Here is a 24,699-nt window from a genome sequence, read left to right on the forward strand (position 1 = left end):
TCAGTTGTGGGTGGGGTCGAACCGGCGATGCTCGCGCAGTTGTGGCGCCTGCTGGCTGGTCAGTACGCGGGCACGTTCGGACATCGCCGCACCGACATAGTCCGGTTGGGTGATGAGATAGAAGCGTCCTTCGGCGGCTTGATCGAAGACCACCTGTGCGGCGGCGAGGGGGTCCATTGCGGCTGCTTTGATATCGAGCATGGCCGCGCGCTGCCCCTCGGCGGCATCGGTGTTCCCGGTGTCGACTCCGCCCGCGGATTCGAAGATGTTGGAGACGACGGCTCCCGGCAGGACGGCCTGGACGTGAATGTGACGAGCATGGCCTGCGGACTGCACCTCGAGATTCAGGCATTCGGTCAGCGCCAGCACGGCATGCTTGCTCATGATGTAGGGCGCCTGCAGGGGAACCACGGCGACCCCGCCGATCGAAGACAGATTCCACACCCACGCGGGCGCATCGGTGGACATCATTCGTGGCAGAAACGCGCGAATGCCATGGAATACGCCGTTGATGTTGACGTCGACGATCCGCTGCCAGTTGGCCAATGGGGTATCCCACAGGTAGCCGAACTGTTCGACTCCCGCGTTGTTGACCAGCAGTCGCACGGCACCGAATTCGTCGAATACCCTGTCCGCCAGCCGCTGTACCGCCGCGGCATCACGAACGTCGCAGACGGCGTCGACTGCGTTTCCTCCGGCCACGCGGATTTCGTCACGCAGAGCCGCAATGGCGGCGGCGTCGATGTCGGCCAACACCACCGTCATACCGAGCTGACTGGCGTGACGCGCCAGGCCGGCGCCGATGCCGGCGCCGGCGCCGGTGATGACGGCCACGCCACCACCGAAGATCGCGTCAGCGGTCACGCGGGTTGCCCGTTGGCGGCCGCGGCCTTCGCGGCGTGCTCGGCGAGCGGGATCGAGTTCTCGGCGTCCAGCACCACCGTCATCGAGGTGAACACCAACGCATCACCCGCGCGCCGAATGCCGACGTCGACCACGCCGCTCGACACCCCGAACGGGACGTTGTTGGTGATCTGGTTGACGTACAGATAGAACCGCACCGTCGTGACCTCACCCTCGGTTCCGGTCCGGAAGACGTTGGTCGCGTGGTGGCGGCACGGGTACGGGTTCTCGTTGCGGTGCTCGGTGAGCCAGGCGAGAGTCTCTGCGCCGCCGTGCAATTCGGCCGCCAGCAGATGCTCGAATGGGCAGTTTCCGGAATCCGAACGGCTCAGATACTCCATCTCGTCGCCGATCCGAGCCGCCACTTCGGCGAAGTTTCCCTGGTCGTAGTGAAACCAGAACTCGGCGATGAATTCTTGGGCCTCAGGCAAGCTGATCGAGTTGCTCATACCGGTCAGTCAACTCGCCGGAGTTGCTCGTCACAGCGCCCGTGACCGGTCACCGGAATAATCCCGAAAGCTACCCGGTGCCAGTGATCAACGCCCACACGCCGGTGCGGCCTGCTTCAGCCGCCGCGGCGGCGACCTTCCGGTCCCAGAAGTGCACAGAACCGTTCTCCGAGCGCCACGCCAGGGCTGCGCGGGTCCATTCGTGCAGGCGGTGTTCGCGTGTCGTCCCGATCGCACCGTGCACCTGGTGGGCATGACGTGTCACGGCCGACGCCGCATGCCCAGCGCAGGACCGTGCGACTGCGATCTGGAAGTCGAGATGGTCTGTCAGCCATCCTGTTTCGAGTGCGGTGTGCAGTGCCGCTTCGGTAGCCGAGCGCGCAACCGCCGCCTCGGCGGCGGCATCTGCGATCAGGTTCTGGATCGCCTGGAACTTGGCGAGGGGACGGCCGAACTGGATGCGCGACATCACGTGCTCAACCGAGGCCGCGATCGCGCAATCCAGTGCGGCACAAACCTGAATGGCTCTCACCAACGCGGCCTTGCGCTCGAGTTCGGTGACCAACTCGGGCGCTACCGCCTGTCCGGGCCACCCGGCCGCATCGACTCTCACGGTGTCGCGCGGTTCGCCGATCAGGTTGCGTCCCGGGGCGATCGTGATTTCCGTGGTGTCGACATCGGCGACACGATAGCCGTCGCCGGTCCGCCACACGGTGACGATCCGGTCGGCGGAGCCGGCCCAGGGCGTCGGCGCCCGAGGTGCATCGGGTTGCGGCACCACGTGGATCGTGCGGAGCGCGTCGTCGACTTCGTGGCCGACGGCCTCCAGCAGCCAGCACGCCAAGAGATCATGCTCGGCCAACGGCAGCCGTACCCCGTGCCGCACTGCGGCGGTGAGTAATTCAGCCGATTCGCGCCAGCTCGCGCCGCTACCGCCGGATTGTTCCGAACCGGTCAGCCGCACCAGCCCGAGCTCATCGAGCCGTTGCCACAATGTGCGGTCAAAGTCGACTCGTGCCTCGGCCGGCCCAGGATCGTGGGACAGCCGGTGGTCGGCGAAGACGGCGTCCATCATGTCGACCAGATCGCGATCGACTGTCGGCGCGCTTGTCATCGATCCGATTGCGTTCATCGCAACCCCAATCCCCGCGCGATGACGCCGCGCAGTACCTCGTTGGTTCCGCCGCGCAGGGTGAATCCGGGGCGCTGGTCGACCGCGTGGAACACCAGATCGGCCCACGACGAGTCGACCCTGCTCTCATCACCGGTGCGCAGATCGGCGTAGTCGGCGATATCGCCCTCGACGGTGGTGCCGAGGACCTTGACCACGGCTGCGGAGACATCGGCGGCCTCGCCGCGTTGCAGGGCATCTGCCACAGCCATCGATGTGTGATGCAGCCCGGCGATACGTGCCACCAATCGGCCCATCTCGACGTCGCACGAAACATCTTGTGGAGCAGCCTGTTCGAGTGCAAAGCCCAGGAGTGGAAACGTCGAGAGGAACCGTTCCGGGCCACTTCTCTCGAAGCTCAACTCGGAGGTCACCTGGCTCCAACCCTGCCCGATTTCTCCGAAGACCCGGGAGTCGGGCACGAACACCTCATCGAGAATCACCTCATTGAAGTGGTGCCCACCGTTCATGGAGATGATGGGCCGAACGTCTACGCCCTCGGTGGCGAAGTCGACGATGAACTGGCTGAGCCCCGCGTGCCGATGTGCCGAGTCCGCCGGTGCGGTGCGGGCCAAGACGATGAACGCGTGGGCCCGGTGCGCCCCCGAGGTCCATACCTTGGTCCCGGTGATCGCCCAGCCCCCGTCGGCACGGACTGCTCGCGTGCGCACGCTCGCGAGATCCGATCCTGAGTCGGGCTCGCTCATTCCGATGCCGAAGAAGCACTCACCGCGGACGATGCGGGGCAGGTACTCGTGCTTCTGTTCTTCGGTGCCGTACTTGAGAAGCGACGGCACGATCTGGCGGTCGGCGATCCAATGGGCGGCCACCGGCGCCCCGGCGGCCAGTAGTTCCTCGGTGACGACGAAGCGGTCGTGAAACGAACGGCCGTGCCCGCCATAGTGTTCGGGGACCGTCATACCCAACCAGCCTTGTCGTGCCAGCGAACGGGTGAAGGTCTCGTCCCAGCCGCACAACCAGGCGTCGACCGACGGCGTGAAGGCGCCCACAGCCAGTTGTTCGGCGAGGAACGTCCGGACCTGGCCGCGCAACGCGTCAGCAGCTGGGTTCGAGCTGCTCGCCGGCGGCACCAGACGTCTCAGGGTCGGCGTCATGAGGTCTTCCACTTCGCGATGCGCTCGTGGTGCGCTGTGTCATGGTGGGCCAGCGGTTGCATGGCTGCGGCCATGCTGAGGGTCGATTCCAGTGTGCCGGTGATGGATTCCTGAAGCAGTCGTTTGGCCATCCGCAGCGCGTGCGGGGGATTGGCGGCGATGCGCTCGGCCAGGGTGTGCGCTTCCGCAAGCAGATCCTCATGGGCCACAACGCGGCTCACCAAACCCCAGTCGAGCGCCGTTGCGGCATCGATGCGGTCACCGGTGAAGGTGAGCTCGGCGGCGCGGGAGTATCCGATGGCCCGCGGCAGAAACCAGGATCCGCCGTCGCCGGGAATCAAGCCGAGCTGCACGAAGCTCTCCGCGAATGACGCGCGCTCCGAGGCGATGCGGATGTCACACATCATCGCCAGATCGCAGCCGGCGCCGATCGCGGCGCCGTTGACCGCGGCGATGATGGGGACTTCGAGCCGGCTCATCGCACGTGGGATGCGTTGGATGCCATCGATGTACGCACGACGCTGGTCGATGGGGGCGAGGCCGAACATGCCGCGGCGGTCGGCCATCTCCTTGACATTGCCGCCGGCCGAAAAGATCTTCCCGCGACCCGTGAGGATGATCGCCCGAACTGCGTTGTCGCGGTTGGCTGCATCGATGTTGGCCTCGATCGCCGCGATCACATCCGGGGAAGATATGGCGTTGCCTGCCTCTGGGAGATCGATCGTCCAGAGCTGGATCGAGCCGCTGGTGCTGACATCGACGGGTGCCTTCACGGCCGTGCCCTGAGTTGAAGGGACTTCGTCTGCAGATACTCCTCGAAGCCGAATCGCCCGAGCTCCCGGCCGATTCCCGATTTCTTGTAGCCGCCGAACGGCGCGGTGGGGTTGTAAGGACCGCCGTTGATGTCCAGCTGTCCGGTCTGAATCTGACGTGCGAACGCGATCGCGGTGTCGTCGTCGGCGGCCCACACCGCCCCCGACAGGCCGTAGGGTGTGCCGTTGGCGATGCGCAGGGCATCGTCGTCGTCGGTATAGGGGATGACGGCAAGTACGGGTCCGAACACTTCTTCCTGTCCGAGTTCAGATTCCGGGTCGACATCGGCGAATACCGTTGGTGCCAGGAAGAACCCGATGTCACGGATCCGCTCGGAGCCCCCGGTGAGCAGACGCGCGCCATCACGCTGCGCGCGGTCGATGAATCCGCGCACCGTGTCGAACTGGGATTGTGAGGCGGACGGGCCGATCCGGGTGGCCGGGTCCCAGGGATCGCCGACGGTGTAGCGGCCCACCGCCGATTCGATCAGTTCTAGTGCCTCACGGTAGCGCCTCTGCGGCACAAGCATTCTCGTCCACGCCATGCAGGTCTGGCCGCCGTTGAGGAACGCGTTGCCGACGCCGACTTTGACCGCGGTGGCCAGGTCGGCGCCATCGAGGATGACGTTTGCCGATTTTCCGCCGAGCTCGAGGGCCACCTTCTTGACTGACTGGCCCGCCAGCTCGCCGACACGGGATCCCACCCCGGTGGACCCGGTGAAGGACACGAAGTCGACGTCTGGGTGACTGGCGAGGCGCTCACCGATCACCCGTCCAGGGCCGGAAACGATGTTGACCACCCCGGGCGGCAGTCCCGCTTCCTCGCAGGCTTCGATGAACGCGAACACCGACAGCGGTGCCTCGTTGCTCGGTTTGAGCACGACGGTGCAGCCCGCGGCGATGGCCGGAAGCACCTTGGCGACCACCTGGTACAGCGGATAGTTCCACGGGGTGATGGCGCCGACAACCCCGTAGGGCTCGCGCAGCACCAGCGAATTGCCCACGCGCTCTTCGAAATCGAACGTGTCCAAGACGTCGGCAAAGCCGTTGGCGACGGCGAGCGGTACCTGCGTTTGCACCGTCTGCGCGATTCGTACCGGGGCGCCCATCTCGGCGGTGATGAGGTTGGCGATGTCCGGCAGGCGCTTCTCCATCGCATCGATCACCCGGCGCAGCCGCTGCCGCCGCTCTGGGACGGTGATCGCCGGATCGAAGGCGCGGCGTGCTGCGGCGACCGCCGCGTCGACATCGGCTTCGTCGCCGGCCGGGACATGGCCGATCACCACTTCGGTGGCCGGGTCGACGACGTCGATGACACCGCTGCCCGACGGGGCCACCCAGCGGCCGTCGATGAAAAGCTCGGAACGTTGGTGAGTGTGCATATTCGTCCTTTGCGAACTACGGGGTGATGCTGGCACGGATGTCGCGCTTGCCGTCCGCCGCGGCGAAGGCGTCATTGATGTCGTCGAGCGAGTACGTCGTTGCGGCGAGCCGGTCGAAGGGCAGTTCATGTTGGTGACGGTCCAGGAAGGTCAGGGCGCGAGACAGCACTGCCGGGTCGTACAGCGAAACGCCGACCATGGTCTTGTTGCTGAAGACGAATCGCGAGGGGTCGAAGGCGAACGTCTGGCCGGCGTTGATGTTGCCGATCTCGACGTAGCGGCCGAACTGTCCCAGCATCTGCAGGCCCTCTTCGATCGCCGAGGGGTGCCCGACGACTTCGACGACGACGTCGGCACCGTGTCCGTCGGTCAGCGCACGAACGGCTTTGGCTCGGTCCCTGGGCGTCGCGACCTGGTTCAGATCCAGCACGGTGTCGGCACCGAAGGCGGCCGCCAACTCCAGCCGTTCGGCGATGCCGTCGATCGCGATCACGTTCGCGGCGCCGCGCGCTTTGGCGACCGCGATCGCATAGAGGCCCAGAGCTCCGGCCCCTTGCACGACAACGTGTTCACCGAGTTGCAGGTCGACGCGTTCGAACCCGTACATCACCTGGGACAGAGCACAATTGGCGCCTGCCGCGATGTCGTCAGCGACGCTGTCCGGAACCGTGTAGACGACGGCGCCGGCCGGCAGCAGGTAGTAATCGCCGTAGCCGCCGACGAAATATGGTGGCTCGTCGGCCCGGCCCAGCATGGCCATCTTCAGCTTCAGGCAGCCGTTTCGTCGCCCGGCAAGGCAATTGCGGCAGCTGTGGCAGCTGTAGAAGTAGGGGAACACCACTCGGGTGCCGGTCTGCAACGGCTTGCCGTTCGAGTCGGTCGAAACACCGTCACCCAGCGCCTCGACAGCCCCAACCATTTCGTGCCCGAGCACCGTTGGCAGTTGCCCACCGAGACCTCGGGTTGCGAACGTGCCGTGCCAGGCGTGTACGTCCGACCCGCAGATGTTGGCGCGGGTCACGCGGACCAGGATTTCACCCGGTCCGACCTCTGGCAGCGTGACGGTCTCGATCTGAAATGGCTTGCCGGGCTCATCGAATCGCGCGATGCGGCCTTTGTACATATGTTGTGTTCCTTCAGTTTTGCGCGAATTCGGGGCTGAATTCTTCACGCAGTCGGCGTTTGAGCAATTTGCCGCTGGGGTTCTTCGGGAGGGAATCGACGAAGAAAACCCGTTTGGGAGTTTTGAAGCCTGCGAGATGACCACGGCAGTGGGTGAGGACTTCGTCTTCGGTCAGCGTCATCCCGGCGCGGGGGACCACGGTGGCGACGACAGCTTCGACCCACAGCGGGTGCGTCAACCCGAAGACGGCGGCTTCCTCGATACCGTTGTGCAGGTACAGGATTTCTTCCACTTCGCGGCTGGCGACATTCTCCCCGCCGGTCTTGATCATGTCCTTCTTGCGGTCCACCACGTGCAAGAGGCCGTGCTCGTCGTAGAAGCCGAGATCACCGGAATGGAACCAACCACCGGCGAACGCCTCCGCGGTCTTGTCCGCGTCGTCGAGGTAGCCCAGCATCAAATGTGCACTGCGGTGGGCGATCTCGCCGACGGTTCCCGGTGGTACGGGAGTGTTCGTCTCGTCGAGGATGGTGGTTTCGACATTGACCACCGGTCGGCCTGCCGATCCGGCGTGAGCGTCCTGTTCCTCCGGTCCGAGCGCCGAGGCCAGGGGCGCCATCTCGGTCTGGCCGTAGAAGTTCCACAAGCGCAGACCCGGCAACCGGCGACGCAACTCGTGCAGGATTTCGGTGGGCATCGGTGAGGCGCCGTAGTACCCCTTGCACAGGCTGGACAGGTCGACCTGGTCGAAGACGGAGCTGCGCAGCAGGCTGATCCACACAGTGGGCGGCGCGAAGTAACTGGTGGCGTGGTGGCGCTCGATGGTGCGCAGGACCAGTTCGGGTTCGGGGCGGGGCAGGATGATGCTTGTCGCGCCGAGATAGATTGCGGTGGCCAGGAAGTTGTCGAGCTGTGCGCAGTGGTACAGCGGCAGGGAATGGATGACGACGTCGTCGCCAGACATCGAGCCGGCGACGATGGTGCTGATGTACTGCCACATCAAGCTGCGGCTGCTGTGCATCACCCCCTTCGGCCGCGACTCGGTGCCACTCGTGTACATCACCCGGACGAGCTGTTCGTCGCCGAGAAGATGGTCCGGGGCAGTGCTCGTGGCGGCGAGCCAATCGGCGAAATCTGGCCATCCAGAGGGACACTGCTGCCCGGCCGGAGCCAGCGCTGCGGTGACGTGCACTGCGGTGCCGCGGCGCAGCGCGTCCGCCGCCACCGGCGCCAGGTCCGCTTCGACGATGAGCCCGGCAGCATTGCTGTGCGCCAGGATGTAGGTGATCTCTTCGGCGGTGAGCATGAAATTGATCGGGACCAGAACCACGCCGGCACGGGCCGAGGCGAATGTCAGTACCGCGTACTGCCAGCAGTTCCGTGACAACAACGCAAGCCGGTCTCCGACCCGAAGACCGTTGTCGCGCAACGCCGCAGCGGCACGGTCGACCAGGTGGTCGAACTCGGCGAAACTCAGCGACACCTCGCCGTCGACGATCGCTGTCTTGTTCGGCTGTCTGCGCGCCGCCCGGCGTGGAATGTCGGCGAGGCTGTGGCTGCGGGCCCGGGCGATAACGGTGTCCAGGTCATCAGAATCCATGCGGTGAAACGTATGTAGCGCACCGAGTTGCTCGCAGGATCGTATCCCGCTCAGAGGTCAAAGCAGCGGCGGCGAAAGGGCGGTCCCTTCGATACTCGATTGCATGACCGCCGCGACCGAATCGTCCTCACCTGTAGCCAGCGCTGCTGACCCTGACGCCCTGCGTGCACACCTGATGCAGGCAGATCCCGGTGTCCTCGTCGCTGTGCTCGCACAGATGACCGGCGATGCATCGGTCGTCGATCGGTACGCCCCCAAGATCGATCACGTGCAGGACCCGCCTGAGCGGGCGGGGACCACCGATCCCGAAACCATGCACGCGCTGGTCGGCGAGATCAGCACTGCGCTCGTCGACTTCCGGCCCGAGGACGCGGCCGGCGCAGACCGCGACCTGTTCACCCGGGTGCTGCCGCTGGCGGTGGGCGGTCCGGTAGATGACGAATTCGTCGACCTGCTGATCGAGCAGGGTGGTTTCCGCCCGTCGCAACCTACGCTGCCGCGCACGGTGCCGATTCCCCAGACCACTTCCATGGCCATCATCGGGGCCGGGTTGGCCGGCATCGCGGTAGCACTGGCGGCTGCCGAGGAGGGCGTCCAGTTTCAGATTTTCGACCGCAACAGCGAAGTCGGGGGTACGTGGCTGACCACCACGTACCCGGGCATCGGCGTTGACACCCCGTCGGCCTACTACTCGCTGTCGCGTGAAGTGAACCCGGAATGGTCCAGCTATTACCCGCAGGGCGCCGAGTACCAGGCTTATCTCGTCGCGCTCGCGGACAAGCACGAGCTGCGCAAGCACATCCGGTTCGGCACCGAGGTGGAGGCGTTGCGGTGGGATGAAAGTCGTCAGCAGTGGCAGATTCATTCGCGCGGCGCCGACGGAAGCACGACGGTTGACCATGCCAGTTTCGTCGTAACCGCGGCCGGCTACCTGAATCGTCCCCGCTTTCCCGATCTCGAGGGCCGGGAGAGCTTCGGCGGCATCAGCATTCACTCGGCGCAGTGGGATCCCGCGCTGGACCTGACGGGCAAGAAGGTGGCGATCATCGGTGCCGGCTGCACCGCGGTGCAGATTGTCGATGCCTGCGTCGACCAGGTCGAACACCTCACCGTGTTCCAGCGGCAGCCTCATTGGGTCGCTCCCCGCAAGCGGTTGTCCGACGACGTCCCGGAACATCGCCGCTACCTGGGGCGGGTGCTGCCGTTCTACGCCATGTGGAACCGGGTCAAGTCGTACTGGGCCACCGCCGACAACAACTACCCGGTCATCCTGCAGGACCCGGAGTGGTCCAAGAACCATTTGTCGATCTCGCCCGCCAACGACGTGCTGTTGCAGATGTGCACGGACTACATCAACCAGATGTTCGGCGCCGGAACAGAATTGGCCCGCAAAGTCACGCCCGATTTCGCCCCGTACGGCAAGCGGATCATCCGCGACCCCGGCGGCTACTATGCCGCGTTGACCCGTGATCACGTCGACGTCGAAGCCAGCGAGCCGGCCGCGGTGAACGCCGATGGGATTGTCACGCACGACGGCCGACAGATCGACCTCGACGTCATCATCTACGCCACCGGCTACCACCTGGACTTCCTGTCGACGATCGACATCCGCGGTCGCGACGGCCGGGCGTTGTCCGCTGAGTGGGGCGACAGTCCGCGTGCCTACCGAGGTGGCACGGTCCCGGGCTTCCCCAACCTGTTCATCACGTCAGCACCGAATTACAGCCCAGGCCACGGCGCGGGCGCCAACTTCTCGATGGAGGTGCTGGCGCACTACATCATCGAGTGTCTGCAGCTGATGGCGCTGCGCGGCGTGCCGACCATGGAGGTCACGCGCAATGCGTACGACGAGTACGTCGAGGGCATCGACGAGACGATGCGCGGCACCGTGTGGTGCCATACGCCCAACGCCCACACCTACTACCGGTCCGGTTCAGGGCGCGTCGTGGTGGCCACACCATATCGACTGGTCGACTTGTGGCGTCAGCACCGGGCACCCATCGAGGAAGACTTCATCCTGCAATGACAAGGCTCTTGGCCGGTAAGACCGCACTCGTGACGGGCAGTAGCCGGGGGATCGGACGGGCAATCGCACAGCGGCTGGCGGCCGAAGGGGCCACGGTCGCGGTCACCGCGCGCGGGCATGGTCCGTCAGCGTCGGTGCGCGCCGGCGTGAGTGAGATGATCCCGGGCAGCATCCAGGAAACCGTGCGGCTCGTCGAAGACGCCGGCGGTTCGGCCTTCGGCGTGCCGGCGGATCTCGAAGACCCCGACGCGCGTGGCGGCCTTGTCGAGGCGGTCCTGGAACGGACCGGGCGCATCGACATCTTGGTCAACAACGCCGGTTTCGCCGACTATGCCGTGGTCGAGGACATGCCGATGGCAACCTTCGACCGGACAATCGACCACTACCTGCGCATCCCGTTCGCCCTGACGAAAGCCGTTGTGCCGCACATGAGAAGCCAGGGTGCGGGCTGGATCGTCAACATCGGCTCGGTTACCGGGGTGGCCCCGGCGCGGCCGTATCGGGACTACAACAAGACCGCCGGCGATGTCATCTACGCATCGTGCAAGGCGGCTCTGCACCGGTTCACCCAAGGGGTGGCAGCCGAGTTGGTCGATGCGAACATCGCCGTCAACTGTGTGGGTCCGTCCACTGCGGTGCGTACCCCTGGCGCCGCCGCGCTCATTCCCGAATCGTTTCCCACCGAGCCGGTCGAATATCTGGCAGAGACGGTGCTGGCCATGTGCCACGCGCCCGCCGCGGAGCGGACGGGTCTGGTGGCGTTCAGCTTGCACTACCCATGGTCCCAACAATTGCCGGTGCACTCGCTGGACGGCGGCGCGGTTCTGCCGCCGCTGCAACCGCCGGCATCGGCCAATCCGAACATCCTGCCCGCCGGGGTTTAGCGGCCCCGTCAGCGCAGCACCGGCGTGGTCAGCTCACAGAAGCTGTGGCACAGACGATCTCGGATGATCACGTCGGTGGTTTCCGGGTCGAACCAGCGGTCGACGACCGCCCAATGGATAGGGTGCATCAGGTACGGCCCCATCAGCCCGTCGACGTCGGTGAATTCCTGCTCGAACACGTGCGTCCACGGGCTGGTACCGATAGCGGTGTCGACACGACTGAGCTGCCACGCCGCGATGGTCGAAACATATCTTGGCATCGAAGCCAATTCGCGTTCGAAGTCGGCAATGGTGTCGGCGTCGACGCCGGGGTCGACACGCAGCAGTAGTGCGCGGTACACGGTGCCGCTACCGCTGCGTGTCGGGGTTCCGCGATAAGTCGCGCCGTTGACGTGCATGATCGCCGGATCGGCCAGAATGTTGTCGAAAGTGCTTTGCCGCCAGGAAGCCTGGTCTGCGAAGCGTAGATGGACCAGGATGTCGCCACCATTGCGTGAGCCCGACAGCGTCGGTTCCACCACATACGCGAGTGCGCCGCTGTCGTGGGCTGCCGCGCGCAAGTTCTCCAGGATTCGTACCCGATCGGATTCGTCGACGTCGATCAGGCGCGTCACGCCGACGGTGGCACCCTCTGCTGCCGGTTGTGGTTGCCGCGCAACGACATCACCTGCGGGGGCCACGTTTTCGGGAGACGCGGCCACGCTGCGGTTGCGTTCGACAATGAGGCCGGCCACGCTGTCCCACCACTGTGCCAGTGTCGGATCGCCGCGACCCTGCCATGTCATCTGCCACCACGCCTGCGGGCTGGGCAGGGACCAGGTGATGGTGACGACGTTGGTTCGGTCGTCGAACCAGATCGGTGGACTGACCAGAATGTCCCACATGGTCATACCGCGCTCGATGGCGCCGGGGGCGTATCCGGCGAGATAGGCGTCGATGAATTTCTGGGCACACCCGGGTGCGGTGACCACGCGGTCGATGACGAACACTTCGTCCATGGGTAGAGGCTAGGCGCAGAGGGCGTTGCGCGGTCCGCCTCTTCCCGGTTACCGGGAACGGATCTTTGCTCCTCGGTGATGGGCGGCAATGGTGATCCCATGGGCGACAATCCCTTTGAACCTGCGCAGCTCGGACCGGTGGTGCTGCGGAACCGAATCATCAAGGCGGCGACCTCGGAGGGGCGCTCGCCCGACGGCGCGGTCACCGATGATTTGATCGCCTTTCACCGTGCCTTCGCCGACGGCGGCGTGGGGATGACCACCGTCGCGTACTGTTGCGTCTCTGCCGAAGCCGCGAGCGCGCCGGGACAGATCGTCATGAGTGCAGCTACGTTGCCGGGCCTGCGCCGGTTGACCGACGCCGTACATACTCGCGGAGCGGCAATTTCGGCTCAACTGGGGCACGCCGGGGTGGTGGCGCCCAAGAAGCTCACCGGTGTTACCGCGGTGGCGCCGAGCAGGTTCATCAACCCGACGTCTTTCGCGTACTGCCGCGCGATCAGCGTCGCGGAAATCCAGACCGTCATCCGGCAGTTCGGGGCAGCCGCCCGCATCGCGGTGGATGCCGGTTTCGACGCGGTCGAGCTTCATTTCGGCCACCTGTACCTGCCCAGCTCATTCCTGAGTCCGCTCATCAACCGCCGCACAGATGGGTACGGTGGGTCGATCGACAACCGGTCTCGACTGGTTCGTGAGATCGCTGAACACGTCCGGACAGTTATCGGCGGCCAGGTCGCGGTGATCGCCAAGCTGGACATGGATGACGGTTTCCCCGGCAGCATCTGGATCGACGAAGCACTGCGCACGGCACAACTCCTCGATGCCGACGCCACGCTTGACGCCATCGAGCTGACCCAAGGTTCCTCGGTCTACAAACCGATGTATCTGTTCCGTGGCGATGTGCCGGCCAAAGAGTTTTCGAAAGTGATGCCCGCCGCGCTGCGCCCCGCCATCCGACTGTTCGGCAAGCAAGCGATGGGCAGGTACCCCTACCGGGACTTGTACATGCTCGACGCCGCTCGGCAATTCGTCCCGCTGATGAAGAACACCAAACTCGTTCTGTTGGGTGGCATTACCAACCGTGAACACATCGAGACCGGCATGCGGGAAGGGTTCGATTTCTTCGCCATGGGGCGGGCGCTGCTTCGTGAACCCGACCGGGTGAACACCATGGTCACGGAGCCGGATTCACGCAGCCGTTGCACCCACAACAACAAGTGCATGGTGACCGTGTTCGGGCGCACCCATTGCGTCCTCGACCCCGAACAACGCTACGGAGTCGCCCAGCGGCTCACCGACGACCGGCGGTGAACTGCCTGCAGCGACCGGGAACCACCTTGGTGCGGGCCGAATTCCATGTTGCGCCAGATGCGGGACGCGGTGATTCGAACCGGCGCCGCCAGCCGCTGATCCAGCGTGATCCGGTCGATCGGCCCGCACACGGATACCGCAGCGAGCGGCTGACCGGGCAGTCCGATGGCTGCCGCCACGCAGCCGATCCCCAGTAGTGATTCCTCGCGGTCGAACGCCACGCCACGTTCGCGGGTCTTCGCCAGTTCGACCGCCACTTGCTGGGTGCCGGTAATCGAGAAACGAGTTTGGCGGCTGCTGAAATCGACTTCCGTGCAGTCGCTTTCGGCGAGGATGGCCTTTCCCAGCGCAGTACAGTGCGCCGGTACGCGATTGCCGACCGAGGTGTGGACGAGATCAGTCAGGTGATCGCCGATTCTCTCGAGACAGATGACGTCGGAGCCGTCGAGGACAGCCAGATGTACTACCAAGCCCGTGGCCCGCTGCAGACTGCGCAGGAGGGGCAGCGCGGCCTGGTGAATGCGGCCCTGATGCAGGGCCAGCGACCCCAGTTCGACCAAGCGGGTCCCGAGTTCGTAGTCGAAACCTTCCCGTCGGAGCCAGCGCAGGTGCACGAGTCGCTCGAGCATGCGGTGCACAGATGAACGCGGAAGACCGGTGCGGTGCACGATCTGCACCATCGTCAGCGGTGTCTTGCCGTCGAAGGCATCCAGCACCAGGGACATCCGGTCAATGGCGGCGATCGGCGTTTCGCCGCGGTTCACGACGGTCGTTGTCATGAGGCGCTCCCAGAGGTCGATAGTCAAAAAAGGACTATGACTATTTTTACCATATGGTGTGCGCGCTGTCACACACTGTGGTTTGGGTTCGAAGGGTGCCCGCTCAGCGGATATTCGTCCCATCCCGGGACCGGTGCCCCGTAACTTCTTGCTGGTAAAGGGATCACAGCCACGTCTGGCCGGTGCTGCCGGTGGCGTCTGATCCGGCAGGCGCGTCGGCAAGGGCAGGTATGAAATCAACCATCTCGGCCATGGCGTTGGTCGCCGCCGCATGGACGGCGATGCCGCTGGCGCACGCGGATATCCGCCACGGGAACTTCGAAGTCAGAATCTCCGGCCGGCATGACTTTCACACCTGGCTATGGGCGCTGTCGAGTTGTCAGGGCGACTGCGTTCACGTTCAGGCGATTCCACAACCGGTGGCGAAGGCCTTTCCCTACCAGGGCGACGCGCATCGTCACGACGGACGGCTGACGCTCACCGTTGATGTGCCGGATGGATTGCGTTGCGGGGATGTCTATTACGGGCCTGTGATACCGACCCGGGATACCTATTCGTGGGATCCGAACACCATGTCCGGCACACTGTCATCATCGTTCGCCACCGGCTGCGATGGAGCGCCCGCGGGCACATTGACCTATCCGTTCGACCTCGTGCAGATGTAATTCGGAAGCTGCTACTCGGTGGCTACGGCGCGCGGCCCGCGAGTAAACCGTACAAGCTACGGACGTATCGCCTTAGGTAGATCGGTGACCCACGGATAGCCCCAGTAGCTGAGGCTCTTGATCAATCCCACGGGTGTTCTCCTGTCAGATCATCGCCCGCAGCGGGCCCTGCGGGTCCACGCCGAGGGAACTCAGGGCCGAGGCGTGGTAGACCGTGCCCGGTACGTGGATGGCGTGCGCCTGGCCGACGTGCACATCCCGCCAATACCGTTGCAGCGGCTTGTCCATCCGCGCGGCGTTGCCCCCGCATCGCGCGAATACTTCATCGACCGCCGAGACGGCGCGCCATACGGCTCGCACCTGGGTGCGCCTGCCGGCCGCGCGGTCCTCGAACGACACTTCCGTGCCGGCGGCGACCATGTCGTACATCCGGTCGACATTGGCCAGCAGCTCCTGCCGGGCGGCGTTGATGTCGGCGGCGGCCTCACCGATGGCATACATGACGTAGGGGTCATCTTTGATCGAGACTCCGCTGGAGTTCACGCGCTCGCGTTGGTAATCGAGTGCGGCGGCCAGGGCGCCTTCGGCGATGCCGATGACGGCCGACGAGATGCCCAGCGGGAACATGGTCGACCACGGCATCAGGTACAGCGTCTCGGTCATCCCGGCCTCGCGTTGGGCGGTGCCGTCCATGACCTTCATCGCGTCCATGGTGCGGTAGGTGGGGACGAAGGCGTCCTTGACGATGACGTCCTTGGAGCCGGTGCCGCGCAGGCCCACCACGTTCCAGGAGTCCTGGACGATCTCGTAGTCGCTGCGGGGCAGGATCATGTGCAGCATCTGCGGCGGCATGACGGGCTTGCCCTCGGCGTCACCGAGCATGGCGCCCAGGATGATCCACTCGCAATGGTCGGTGCCCGAGCTGAACTGCCAGCGGCCGTTGAAGATGTAGCCACCGTCGACTGGCGTGGCGACGCCCTGTGGCGCGTAAGGGGAGGCGACCCAGGTGTCGACATCGTCAGCCCAGATTTCGGACGCGACTCGTGGGTCTGCGTAAGCGAGCTGATACGGATGGACGCCGACGACGCCGTTGATCCAACCCGCGGACGGATCCAGTGCGGCGGTGGCCATCACGGTCTCGGCGAATTCACGCGGGTGGACTTGCAGTCCGCCGTGGGCCTTCGGCTGCAGCAGTCGAATGTTGCCCGCCAACTTCATCAATTTGACCGTCTCGTCGGTGAGCTGCCCGGCCCGTTCTGCCTCGGGGCCCTGGGCGCGCAGTTGGTCGGCGATCTCGCGCACCCGGTCGATTACCCGGTCGGTCATCTTGTCGTCCTATCGTTTCAATGGCTGCCACTGATGGTCCGTCGGTGGAATTTCCGTTGGTGAGAACCGTTCCCGGTGAGCGGAAAATGTTGTGGAGCAGAGGTTTTTCTAAAACTTGATGTGCAGTTCGTCTGATATTGGTGTGGCCTGGCAGGCCAAGATCAGACCGTCGGCGAGGTCCTCTGCTTGCAGTACTTCGGAGGCTGCCATGTCGACTTGGCCACCGAGCACGGTCGCCGCGCACGATCCGCACTGGCCTTCTCGGCACGAGTAGGGCACGTCGAGGTCTGCCGCGATCATCGTGTCGACCAGTGTTGCGCGACGCGGCCATCGCAATCGGTGGCTCGCGCCGTCAAGGTCGATCCGTACCGTTGCAGCGTCTCCGCTATCGGAATGATCTGCTGCGGAACTCATCTCATTGGCAAACGGGTCGCTCGAGAGGGACTGGAACACCTCGAGATGGATGCGCTCACGTGGCACCCCGGCTTCGCTCAGGGCCTCCTTGACGACCGACATGAACGCGGCAGGACCGCAGATGAACGATTCGAAGGTCGCGGACCCGGAAAAGACGGTGCGCGCAAATCCGGTCAGCTGCGCGCGAGTCGGCAACCCCTGCACCGACTCCAACCAGTGCAATACCGTCAAGCGACCGGCGTAACGCGCAGCCAGTTCGCGGAGCTCAGCCGCGAAGATCACCGAACGCTCGTCACGGTTGGCGTAGCACAGCACCACTCGTCCGGAACCGGATGCCATCGCTGATTTGAGGATCGACATCACAGGGGTGATACCGCTTCCGGCGGCCCACAACAGAAAGTCGGTGTCGAGCGAGGACGGTGTGAAGACTCCGGCCGGCGGTAGCACTTCGATGGTTTCGCCAGCAGAAATGTTGTCGCACAACCAGTTCGACCCGTATCCGCCCACAGTTCGCTTGATCGTGACCTTCAGTTCGGAATCGGTGTGCGGGGAACTCGCCAACGAGTAGCACCGGGCCACCGAGCCGGTCTGATCGCTCGGTACGCGCAGGGTCAGGAATTGCCCTGGACGGTAGGTGAAGCGGTCGCGCAGCTGTTCGGGGACCGTGAACACCAACGACCGAGCGTCGGGAGTCTCCTCAACGACATCGGCTACCGCTAGCAATACACCTCGGCCTGCGCTGACGATTTCGGTGCCGGCTTCGACATCGTTCATGTGCTGAAAGTCTGGGACGACAAAGGCACGCACCCAACCGGTCTCTCCGATGAGCGGGATCCCTGCATTGGTTTCCGATCACCGGGAATCGCCGAAGATTCGGCTTGGAGGCGGTACCTACCGTTGCAGGTGTGAGCAGGAGATCGAAGCCTGATTCAAACGACGCCGAGACCTGTGGGCACGCAGTGTGACGGGGAGAAGCGCATGAGTGCGCTGCGGCTCGCAGGCAAAGTCGCAGTCATCACGGGTGCTGCGCGCGGAATCGGCCGCGCCCAAGCGGTGCGGTTCGCCCAGGAGGGCGCCGACATCATCGGGCTCGACCTGTGCGGGCCTGTCGAGACCGTCTCGGTTCCCTTCAGCACTCCGGCCGACCTCGAGGAGACGGCCAGGCTGGTCGCACGGGCCGGCGGCCGGATCCACACCGAGATCGTCGACGTCCGCGACCTCAAGGGGATGCAGGCCGCGACCGACCGGGGCGCCGATGTGTTCGGTGGACTCGACATTGTCTGCGCGACGGCCGGAATCACGTCCCGTGCGATGACCATCGATCTCGGTGAAAACGCCTGGCGCACCATGCTCGACGTCAATCTGACCGGAGTGTGGCACACCTGCAGGGCCGGCGCCGAACACCTGATTGCACGCGGTGGCGGCGCCATGGTGCTGACGAGCTCAATCGCCGGCGTGCGCGGCCTTATCGGGGTAGGCCACTACACCGCCGCCAAGCACGGGGTGATCGGACTGATGCGCAGCTTCGCGCACGACCTGGCGCCGCACGCCGTCCGCGTGAATTGCATTCTGCCCACCAACGTCGATACCCCGCTCATCCAGAACGACGTCGTCCGGACTGCTTTCCGTCCGGACCTGGACCGACCTCCCACGCGGGACGAGTTCGCCGAAGCCGCGCGACGGATGAACCTCCTGTCCATCCCGTGGGTTGAAGCGATCGACGTCGCAAATGCGGCGCTGTTCCTGGCCTCCGACGAGGCTCGCTACGTCACCGCGATCACGTTGCCCGTTGACGCGGGCGCCACGCAAAGATAACTCCGACAAAAGGATTCACGATGATCGATGTTGCCAAGTACGGACCGTGGGCAGTTATTGCCGGTGGATCAGAGGGCGTGGGAGCCGAATTCGCCGTGCAGCTGGCGCGGGCGGGTTTGAACCTGGTACTGATCGCGCGCAAACCGGGGCCGCTCGAGGAGACCGCGGCACGCTGCCGCGAAATCGGCGTCGAGGTTCGCGTGGAGTCCGCTGACCTCCTCGATCCACAATCGGTTGCCCGGATTTGCGAGGGCACCGCCGACCTCGAAGTGGGATTGTTGATCTATAACGCAGGCGCGAGCACGTGCAACGAGCTGTTCTTGGAGACCGACCTCCGCGAGTTTCAAAAGGTCACCGACCTCAATGTCACGCGCATGCTCGAATTGGTCCAGTACTACGGCCGTCCGATGGCGGCTCGTGGCCGCGGAGGCATCATGCTCGTCGGATCGCTTGCCGGCTACATGGGCGCGTGGAGGCACACGATTTATGCTGGCGCCAAGGCTTTTTCCCGGATTTTCGCCGAGAGCCTCTGGCTGGAACTGCGCGAACACAATGTGGATGTATTGGAATTGGTGCTCGGTGTCACGCGGACGCCGGCGATGGAGCGAATCGGCCTCAATTTCGATGCGCCCGGCATCCTGGTCAACGAGCCCGCTGACGTCGCCGCAGAAGGTCTCGCACACCTTGCCGATGGGCCGGTCTGGGTGGCGGGCGGTAACGTGGGCCGCGCAGAAGCCAACAGTGCCCCGGACAGATCGCGGGTGGTGCTGGAATCGCATGAGGCGATCAGAGCCCTGATTGCCGGGGCACATTGACGTGCGGTTGGGTTTGTCCACGCCGGTAGTGGTGCAGCAGCCCGGAATCGCCAGCGACTGGGAATCCACCGCCGGCATCGAGGATCTGGTTCAGATTGCTTCCGCTGCTGACGAATTGGGTTTCGAGTATCTGACGTGCTCGGAACACATTGCCGTTCCGTCTGCGGATGTCGCCAACCGTGGTGCGGTGTATTGGGATCCGCTGGCCACCTTGGGTTATCTTGCCGCGCACACCAGCCGAATCAGGATGGCCACTGCGGTGCTGGTCCTCGGATACCACCATCCGTTGGAGATCGTGAAACGCTACGGCACCCTCGATCGGGTGAGCGCGGGGCGACTGATACTCGGAGTCGGAATCGGCTCTCTGGAAGAGGAATTCGCGCTGTTGGATGCGTCGTGGGCGCAGCGGGCCGCACGCGCGGATGACGCGATTTGCGCTCTTCGAGCATCGCTGTCCAGTGCGATACCGCAATACCATGGACGGTTTTATGACTTCCAGGGCATGACTGTGCTGCCGCACGCTGAACAGCGGCAGGTCCCACTGTGGGTCGGCGGACGCGGTGCGGCGTCACTGCGACGGGCAGTACGTCATGCGGACGGATGGATGCCTTTCGGGCTTGATCCGCATGACGTATCTGACATGTTGGCCATCGTCGAACGTCAGCCGGGTTTTGAGGTGGTGCTGTCCACTGTGGTTGACCCAGAGGGTGATCCGGCCGGCACGCGCGCCCAATTGGAAGTCCTGCGCGACGCCGGGGCCACGGCCATCAGCTGCGTGGTCCGGGCAAACAGTGCGTCGCACTACTGCGATCAGTTGGTCCGTTTGCATGAATTGGAGAAGGAAGTATGACCGAAGCCGAGGTCTTGTCACGTCTGCGGCAACTCGAAGATCAGCTGGAGATCGCGAAAATCATTGCCACGTACGGTCCTTCAGTCGATTCGGGCGACGCCGACCGAGCCGCGCGGCTGTGGGCTGTCGGCGGAACCTACGACGTAGAAGGCTGGCAGATGACGGGCCGTCAGGGGGTACATGACATGGTCAGCTCCCCGTCACACCAGGACCTCGTCGCTCAGGGGTGTTGTCACTTCCTGGGACCTGCTGTGATCGCCTTGGACGGCGACGCCGCAGTGGCCGTCTGCGAATCGCTGGTACTGCTGCGCCAGAGCGGTTCAGACTCCAGCGGCGACGACCATTACCGAGTCTGGCGTGCCACCGCAAATCATTTCGTACTCAACAGGATTGCGGGCAAGTGGCAGATCACCGCACGGACGAGCAGGCTCCTCGATGGTGACCTATTTGTTCGCACACTGCTCGGAGCCGGTCTGGACGGCGTGTCGCCACCGACGCACGAACGGGGGTAGACCGGCTCCGGTGTCGGGAGGTTGCGTCGCCCTGCGCGGGTCAAAGATCGCCTTGCACCCAGCGGGTGGCCCCGTCGACAGCAACGCAGCTCAAGAACAACCCGTCCGGCGCCTGGGCGACGTCGTTGACGAATTGAGGGCAGGGTGAGCCCTCGACCTTGATACCCCGCATCGGTGGCGAGCGAAAATAGCGCGGTTCATATCGCCGCGGAGAGCCGCAGAACACGAGTCGGCCCCATGACGTGGTGCCGAAAACGAAATGCGACGTGTCGCCACAGGGGGCTCCCAACACCACCCCGGGGGAGATGCCGGGCGTGCAGTAGGCGTCCTCGCACGAGGCAGAGGTGTCAGCGGTCGCCACGGGCGGCGGGCCAAGGGTGAGCGCGCCGGCGGCGATGGCCAGCAGCAGTTGCTTGCGCATGGGGCTCCCGAGGTCGTTGATGTGTTCTTCCGATTCAGCTCTACCGAGTTCAGGGAATCCGGCGATACGTGGCCGACCGGTGAGCGGAACCAGCCGCGGCGGCGAGGTCGCCGGCGGCCACAGATCGGTATGTGACAGCGACCACAGCATATGGTAAAAAACTCGCTATTCCTATTTTGACTATTCGAGCGATGAGCCTGGAGGGTTTCGATGACGCTGACCGTCGATATGGCTGCCGAGATGCCTAGCAACGTGATTGATCGGGTTTCCCTGGTGTTGGACGCGTTCGATGGGTCGGGAAGTCTCACCTTGGCGCAGATAGTTCGTCGCACCGGGCTGCCCCGCTCGTCCGCGCACCGCATGCTCGAGCGCCTGGTGAACCTGCGCTGGCTGAGTCGTGACGGGTTCGATTACGAGCTCGGCGTGCGTCTCGTGGAGCTGGGAAACCTTGCGCTGCAACAGGACCGAATCCACCGGGCTGCCATTCCGCTCCTGCGTGATCTGCACCGGGCCACCGGGTTGGTGGTGCATCTCGCCATATTGGACGGCTCTGACGTCGTATACCTGGAGAAGATCGGCGACGAGGTGCGAGCTGCGATCCCGACACGGGTCGGCGGCCGCCAACCCGCCCAATGTACCGCCGTCGGTAAGGCGATCCTGGCCTATCGCGACTCTGCTGACGTTGACCTCGCGAAACGACGAACCCGGTACTCGGTCGCCACGAGTGCCCAGCTCGCTGCCGAACTGGACAGGGTCCGCGCCCACGGTGTGGCCACTGAGAGGGAAGAGTCTCTTCGCGGGTTCGGCTGCGTCGCAGCACCGATCGGACCCGTGGGCGAAGCCGTGGCCGCGGTGTCCGTGTGTGGCCCCATGTCAAAGATGACGTTCGACCGGCGGTTGGTGACGCCCGTGCGGATGACCGCCACGGCGGTATGGCGCAACGCCGAAAGCGTCCGCGAGCATGCCACGCCCACGCTCGTGCGCCCCCTGCGGGGCGGTCTTACCGCGCACAACGCGGAGCTGCGCGCGTCTGCGATGCGGCCCGCATGAGCCTCGATCCACAAGTGGCGGACCTGATCGAGGCTCTCGATGGGGGATTTCCCAAGGTATCCACGATGACCGGCGCCGAGGCCAGGGCCGCGATTCGCGCGCGGTTCGTGCCGAACCCGCAGCCCGAATCGGTCGCCGTCGTCTGGGATGACCGGGTGTCGGTCGACGGTGGTCATGTGGATGTCCGGATCTACCGGCCGGAAGCGTCCGGACCGCTGCCGGTTCTGGTGTACGCGCACGGTGGCGGCTTCGTCTTCTGCGATCTGGACAGCCACGACGGACTGTGCAGGAATCTGGCGAATCTCATTCCGGCGGTGATCGTTTCGGTCGCATACCGATTGGCTCCAGAGCACCGGTGGCCTACGGCTGCCGAGGACGTGTATGCGGTGACCCGCTGGGTGTCCGAACACGCGGGTGACCTCGGTGCCGATGTCCAACGAGTTGCGATAGGAGGCGACAGCGCGGGCGGAAATCTCGCTGCCGTGGTCGCACTGATGGCGCGTGATCGCGGCGAGCTGTCCATCGCCGCGCAGATGCTGCTGTACCCGGTGATCGCCGCGCAGTTCGACACCGACTCCTACCGTCGGTTCGGAGCGGGCTACTACAACCCGCGTGAAGCGCTGCAATGGTATTGGGATCAATACGTTCCCGAGCAAAGTGATCGCGGCCATCCGTACGCATCCCCGCTGTGCGGTCGTCTCGAAGGATTGCCTCCGGCCGTCATGGTGGTCGCCGGTTGCGATCCGCTCAAAGATGAGGGACTGGCGTACGCAGATGCACTGCGGGATGCCGGCGGTACCGTTCAGCAGTTGTTCTTCGCGGGCGGCATACATGGCTTCATGACGATGCCCATGTTCGACATCGCGCATGCCGCCCGTCGACAGGCAAGCCGCGCGCTGGGCGAGTTGCTTTGTCGCTAGTGGCGTTTGGATACCGAACCGGGCGCACTCTCGATCAGTGCGCCCGGTTCTGTGCGCATTCTGAACGGCTATCCCTCATGCCGATGACGACTAGATCGGATCAAATGACGAAATACGCCAGACCCCATTGTTTTTCGTGAGTCCGACCTTCACGCTGCTGGCCGACTGCGTCGGTTCGGGATTTTCACGACTGGTGGTGGTTTGGTTCAGGAAGATCAGGACGTGTGCGCTGTCTGCGTGTGCGTCGATTGTGGCGGCACGGACGACCGACGCGACAGCGTGAATGTCCTTCTGTTTGGCGGCCGGCGCGACGAACTGGTCGGCGAACTGGCTGTAGTACGTCAGGAACCCGCCGGTGAGGTGCGAGCGCGCGGCTGCCAGGTCGTGATCCAAACTTGCCGGCGCATAGGACAGTAACGCCACGGCACCTTCGGATGCGGCTTTGGCAACCTGGGTTTCGGCCTCGGCGCTGGCGCGGTCATTGCGATAAGTGGTGAGGTACGTCGCTCCCGCGGTGCCGGCGCACGCCAGCATGAGGCTCATGACGGCGATGGACCGCCACCGGCCCGCAAGCCGGCGGGTCAGTGGCTTCGAACGGCGCGGGTTTGACGTGGTTTGGTCCCCCGATACGTCGACGTGTTGCTCGTCAGCGACCGAGGATGCTTCGTCGGGCTGATCACTTTCGACGTCCTCGGGAGTGGTGTCGTCGGCGGTGGGTGCTGCCGCTTCTGTGGTCATGGCACGAACTCGACTTTCGACATCTTGAGCTGCGCTCCGTCTCTGAACATGGTGACACTGAGGCGCCAGTTGCGTGGTTGTTGGTTGGTCCCCGCCGTGTTGCTCACCGTTGTCGCGGCGGTTACGAGGACCACAGCAGAATTCGGCGTCATCGATTCCACGGCCGCGCTGCGCACCGTGGCCTTTGTCGCCGCCTTTGACTCGCGGGCGACCTGGACGAAATCCTTTGCATCGGCCTGGAAATCATCGCGAAACTGTCCGGTGGAATTGGCGAGGATCTGCTGGACGTTGTCCTCGGCCTTGGTGCCGTCGATCGACATCAGCGTGACGACCGCCTGCGAGGCGGCGGAAGTGAATTCCGCCTTCCGCTGCACCTCGTTGTCGAGCTGACGGTGGTAGTGGAGCATGTAGCCGGTCGCCGCCAGTGCTGCGACACTTGCCAGGACGGCGACAGTGGCCAATACCGTCTTCAACTTTGGGCGGCGCAACCGCCGCCATCGCCCCGTCGACGACTCCTGCGGTGTACCGGTTTCGGCATCAGCGGGGCTAAGTCCCCTGGGGTGGTGGGAATTCGGGGACGGGGCTGAGGTGGGCGGAGATGTTCAGGCCGTGTCGGTGCC

25 protein-coding genes are annotated in these 24,699 nt (G+C 64.6%); 10 read left to right on the plus strand and 15 right to left on the minus strand.

Going from position 1 to position 24,699, the window contains the following annotated elements; genetic code table 11:
- From ACJH7A_RS22725 to ACJH7A_RS22760, 8 genes are all read right to left on the minus strand, one after another.
- Entirely contained in the window at positions 1-864 is an 864-nt protein-coding gene (locus ACJH7A_RS22725; RefSeq protein WP_212806444.1) for an SDR family NAD(P)-dependent oxidoreductase, read from the minus strand.
- Positions 861-1,352: a polyketide cyclase gene (locus ACJH7A_RS22730; RefSeq protein WP_212806443.1), complete on the minus strand. Its 492-nt coding sequence runs from the start codon at positions 1,350-1,352 to the stop codon at positions 861-863. Before ACJH7A_RS22730 ends, ACJH7A_RS22725 begins: the two co-directional genes overlap by 4 nt.
- Positions 1,353-1,422: 70 nt before the next feature.
- The gene (locus ACJH7A_RS22735; RefSeq protein ID WP_212806442.1) at positions 1,423-2,466 is read right to left on the minus strand and encodes an acyl-CoA dehydrogenase family protein; all 1,044 of its coding nucleotides are present in this window, start codon (positions 2,464-2,466) and stop codon (positions 1,423-1,425) included.
- Positions 2,467-2,480: 14 nt separating this feature from the next.
- Entirely contained in the window at positions 2,481-3,638 is a 1,158-nt protein-coding gene (locus ACJH7A_RS22740; RefSeq protein WP_212806441.1) for an acyl-CoA dehydrogenase family protein, read from the minus strand.
- Entirely contained in the window at positions 3,635-4,411 is a 777-nt protein-coding gene (locus ACJH7A_RS22745; RefSeq protein WP_212806440.1) for a crotonase/enoyl-CoA hydratase family protein, read from the minus strand. Before ACJH7A_RS22745 ends, ACJH7A_RS22740 begins: the two co-directional genes overlap by 4 nt.
- Positions 4,408-5,832 (minus strand): aldehyde dehydrogenase family protein, encoded by a 1,425-nt coding sequence (locus tag ACJH7A_RS22750; protein WP_212806439.1) that lies wholly within the window; start codon positions 5,830-5,832, stop codon positions 4,408-4,410. The genes ACJH7A_RS22745 and ACJH7A_RS22750 overlap by 4 nt, the downstream gene beginning before the upstream one ends.
- Before the next feature lie 16 nt (positions 5,833-5,848).
- Positions 5,849-6,955 carry a zinc-binding dehydrogenase gene (locus tag ACJH7A_RS22755; RefSeq protein WP_212806438.1) on the minus strand — a complete coding sequence of 369 codons (1,107 nt, stop codon included), beginning with the start codon at positions 6,953-6,955 and terminating at the stop codon, positions 5,849-5,851.
- Positions 6,956-6,968: 13 nt separating this feature from the next.
- Positions 6,969-8,555, minus strand: a complete 1,587-nt coding sequence (locus ACJH7A_RS22760) for an acyl-CoA synthetase (protein ID WP_212806437.1) — start codon at positions 8,553-8,555, stop codon at positions 6,969-6,971.
- Between the two features lie 103 nt (positions 8,556-8,658).
- Here ACJH7A_RS22760 and ACJH7A_RS22765 point away from each other — a divergent pair, with 103 nt between their 5' ends.
- Positions 8,659-10,581 (plus strand): NAD(P)/FAD-dependent oxidoreductase, encoded by a 1,923-nt coding sequence (locus ACJH7A_RS22765; protein ID WP_212806436.1) that lies wholly within the window; start codon positions 8,659-8,661, stop codon positions 10,579-10,581.
- Complete coding sequence (locus tag ACJH7A_RS22770) at positions 10,578-11,465, plus strand: SDR family NAD(P)-dependent oxidoreductase (protein ID WP_212806435.1); 888 nt, start codon at positions 10,578-10,580, stop codon at positions 11,463-11,465. The genes ACJH7A_RS22765 and ACJH7A_RS22770 overlap by 4 nt, the downstream gene beginning before the upstream one ends.
- A gap of 8 nt (positions 11,466-11,473) precedes the next feature.
- Here ACJH7A_RS22770 and ACJH7A_RS22775 read toward each other — a convergent pair whose 3' ends face one another.
- Positions 11,474-12,079 carry a Dabb family protein gene (locus ACJH7A_RS22775; protein WP_346416875.1) on the minus strand — a complete coding sequence of 202 codons (606 nt, stop codon included), beginning with the start codon at positions 12,077-12,079 and terminating at the stop codon, positions 11,474-11,476.
- A 483-nt stretch (positions 12,080-12,562) separates the two neighbouring features.
- Here ACJH7A_RS22775 and ACJH7A_RS22780 point away from each other — a divergent pair, with 483 nt between their 5' ends.
- Positions 12,563-13,774, plus strand: coding sequence for an NADH:flavin oxidoreductase (locus ACJH7A_RS22780; protein WP_212806434.1), 1,212 nt, complete (start codon positions 12,563-12,565; stop codon positions 13,772-13,774).
- On the opposite strand, the gene ACJH7A_RS22785 is transcribed toward ACJH7A_RS22780, so the two are convergent.
- Entirely contained in the window at positions 13,735-14,553 is an 819-nt protein-coding gene (locus tag ACJH7A_RS22785) for an IclR family transcriptional regulator (protein WP_212814723.1), read from the minus strand. The genes ACJH7A_RS22780 and ACJH7A_RS22785 overlap by 40 nt on opposite strands.
- 251 nt (positions 14,554-14,804) lie before the next feature.
- Here ACJH7A_RS22785 and ACJH7A_RS22790 point away from each other — a divergent pair, with 251 nt between their 5' ends.
- Positions 14,805-15,218 carry a hypothetical protein gene (locus ACJH7A_RS22790; protein WP_371824471.1) on the plus strand — a complete coding sequence of 138 codons (414 nt, stop codon included), beginning with the start codon at positions 14,805-14,807 and terminating at the stop codon, positions 15,216-15,218.
- 144 nt (positions 15,219-15,362) lie between these two features.
- Here the strand turns inward: ACJH7A_RS22790 and ACJH7A_RS22795 are convergent, their stop codons facing one another.
- Entirely contained in the window at positions 15,363-16,544 is a 1,182-nt protein-coding gene (locus ACJH7A_RS22795) for an acyl-CoA dehydrogenase family protein (RefSeq protein WP_212806432.1), read from the minus strand.
- 108 nt (positions 16,545-16,652) lie between these two features.
- Complete coding sequence (locus ACJH7A_RS22800; protein WP_212806431.1) at positions 16,653-17,732, minus strand: ferredoxin--NADP reductase; 1,080 nt, start codon at positions 17,730-17,732, stop codon at positions 16,653-16,655.
- Positions 17,733-17,936: 204 nt separating this feature from the next.
- Here ACJH7A_RS22800 and ACJH7A_RS22805 point away from each other — a divergent pair, with 204 nt between their 5' ends.
- From ACJH7A_RS22805 to ACJH7A_RS22820, 4 genes are read left to right on the plus strand one after another with little or no spacing between them, the layout of a single operon-like run.
- On the plus strand, positions 17,937-18,773 hold the full coding sequence (locus ACJH7A_RS22805; RefSeq protein ID WP_406802754.1) for a mycofactocin-coupled SDR family oxidoreductase: 837 nt from the start codon (positions 17,937-17,939) through the stop codon (positions 18,771-18,773).
- 20 nt (positions 18,774-18,793) lie between these two features.
- Complete coding sequence (locus ACJH7A_RS22810; RefSeq protein WP_406802755.1) at positions 18,794-19,588, plus strand: SDR family NAD(P)-dependent oxidoreductase; 795 nt, start codon at positions 18,794-18,796, stop codon at positions 19,586-19,588.
- A 1-nt stretch (position 19,589) separates the two neighbouring features.
- A complete protein-coding gene (locus tag ACJH7A_RS22815) occupies positions 19,590-20,438 on the plus strand; it encodes an LLM class F420-dependent oxidoreductase (RefSeq protein ID WP_318984228.1) in 849 nt (282 codons plus the stop codon).
- Positions 20,435-20,950 carry a nuclear transport factor 2 family protein gene (locus ACJH7A_RS22820; protein ID WP_406802756.1) on the plus strand — a complete coding sequence of 172 codons (516 nt, stop codon included), beginning with the start codon at positions 20,435-20,437 and terminating at the stop codon, positions 20,948-20,950. Before ACJH7A_RS22815 ends, ACJH7A_RS22820 begins: the two co-directional genes overlap by 4 nt.
- Before the next feature lie 40 nt (positions 20,951-20,990).
- Here the strand turns inward: ACJH7A_RS22820 and ACJH7A_RS22825 are convergent, their stop codons facing one another.
- Entirely contained in the window at positions 20,991-21,371 is a 381-nt protein-coding gene (locus tag ACJH7A_RS22825) for a hypothetical protein (protein WP_406802757.1), read from the minus strand.
- Positions 21,372-21,581: 210 nt separating this feature from the next.
- On the opposite strand from ACJH7A_RS22825, the gene ACJH7A_RS22830 reads away from it, so the two are divergent.
- Together ACJH7A_RS22830 and ACJH7A_RS22835 are read left to right on the plus strand one after the other, a co-directional pair.
- Positions 21,582-22,421: an IclR family transcriptional regulator gene (locus tag ACJH7A_RS22830; RefSeq protein WP_212806426.1), complete on the plus strand. Its 840-nt coding sequence runs from the start codon at positions 21,582-21,584 to the stop codon at positions 22,419-22,421.
- Entirely contained in the window at positions 22,418-23,341 is a 924-nt protein-coding gene (locus ACJH7A_RS22835; protein WP_346416841.1) for an alpha/beta hydrolase, read from the plus strand. Before ACJH7A_RS22830 ends, ACJH7A_RS22835 begins: the two co-directional genes overlap by 4 nt.
- A 90-nt stretch (positions 23,342-23,431) precedes the next feature.
- Here the strand turns inward: ACJH7A_RS22835 and ACJH7A_RS22840 are convergent, their stop codons facing one another.
- Positions 23,432-23,884 (minus strand): twin-arginine translocation pathway signal, encoded by a 453-nt coding sequence (locus ACJH7A_RS22840; RefSeq protein WP_244872830.1) that lies wholly within the window; start codon positions 23,882-23,884, stop codon positions 23,432-23,434.
- Between the two features lie 191 nt (positions 23,885-24,075).
- Positions 24,076-24,540 (minus strand): hypothetical protein, encoded by a 465-nt coding sequence (locus ACJH7A_RS22845; RefSeq protein ID WP_406802758.1) that lies wholly within the window; start codon positions 24,538-24,540, stop codon positions 24,076-24,078.
- Positions 24,541-24,699 lie beyond the last annotated feature (159 nt).

The sequence above is a fragment of the Mycobacterium sp. SMC-17 genome (assembly GCF_045310915.1).
Classification (GTDB): Bacteria; Actinomycetota; Actinomycetes; order Mycobacteriales; family Mycobacteriaceae; genus Mycobacterium.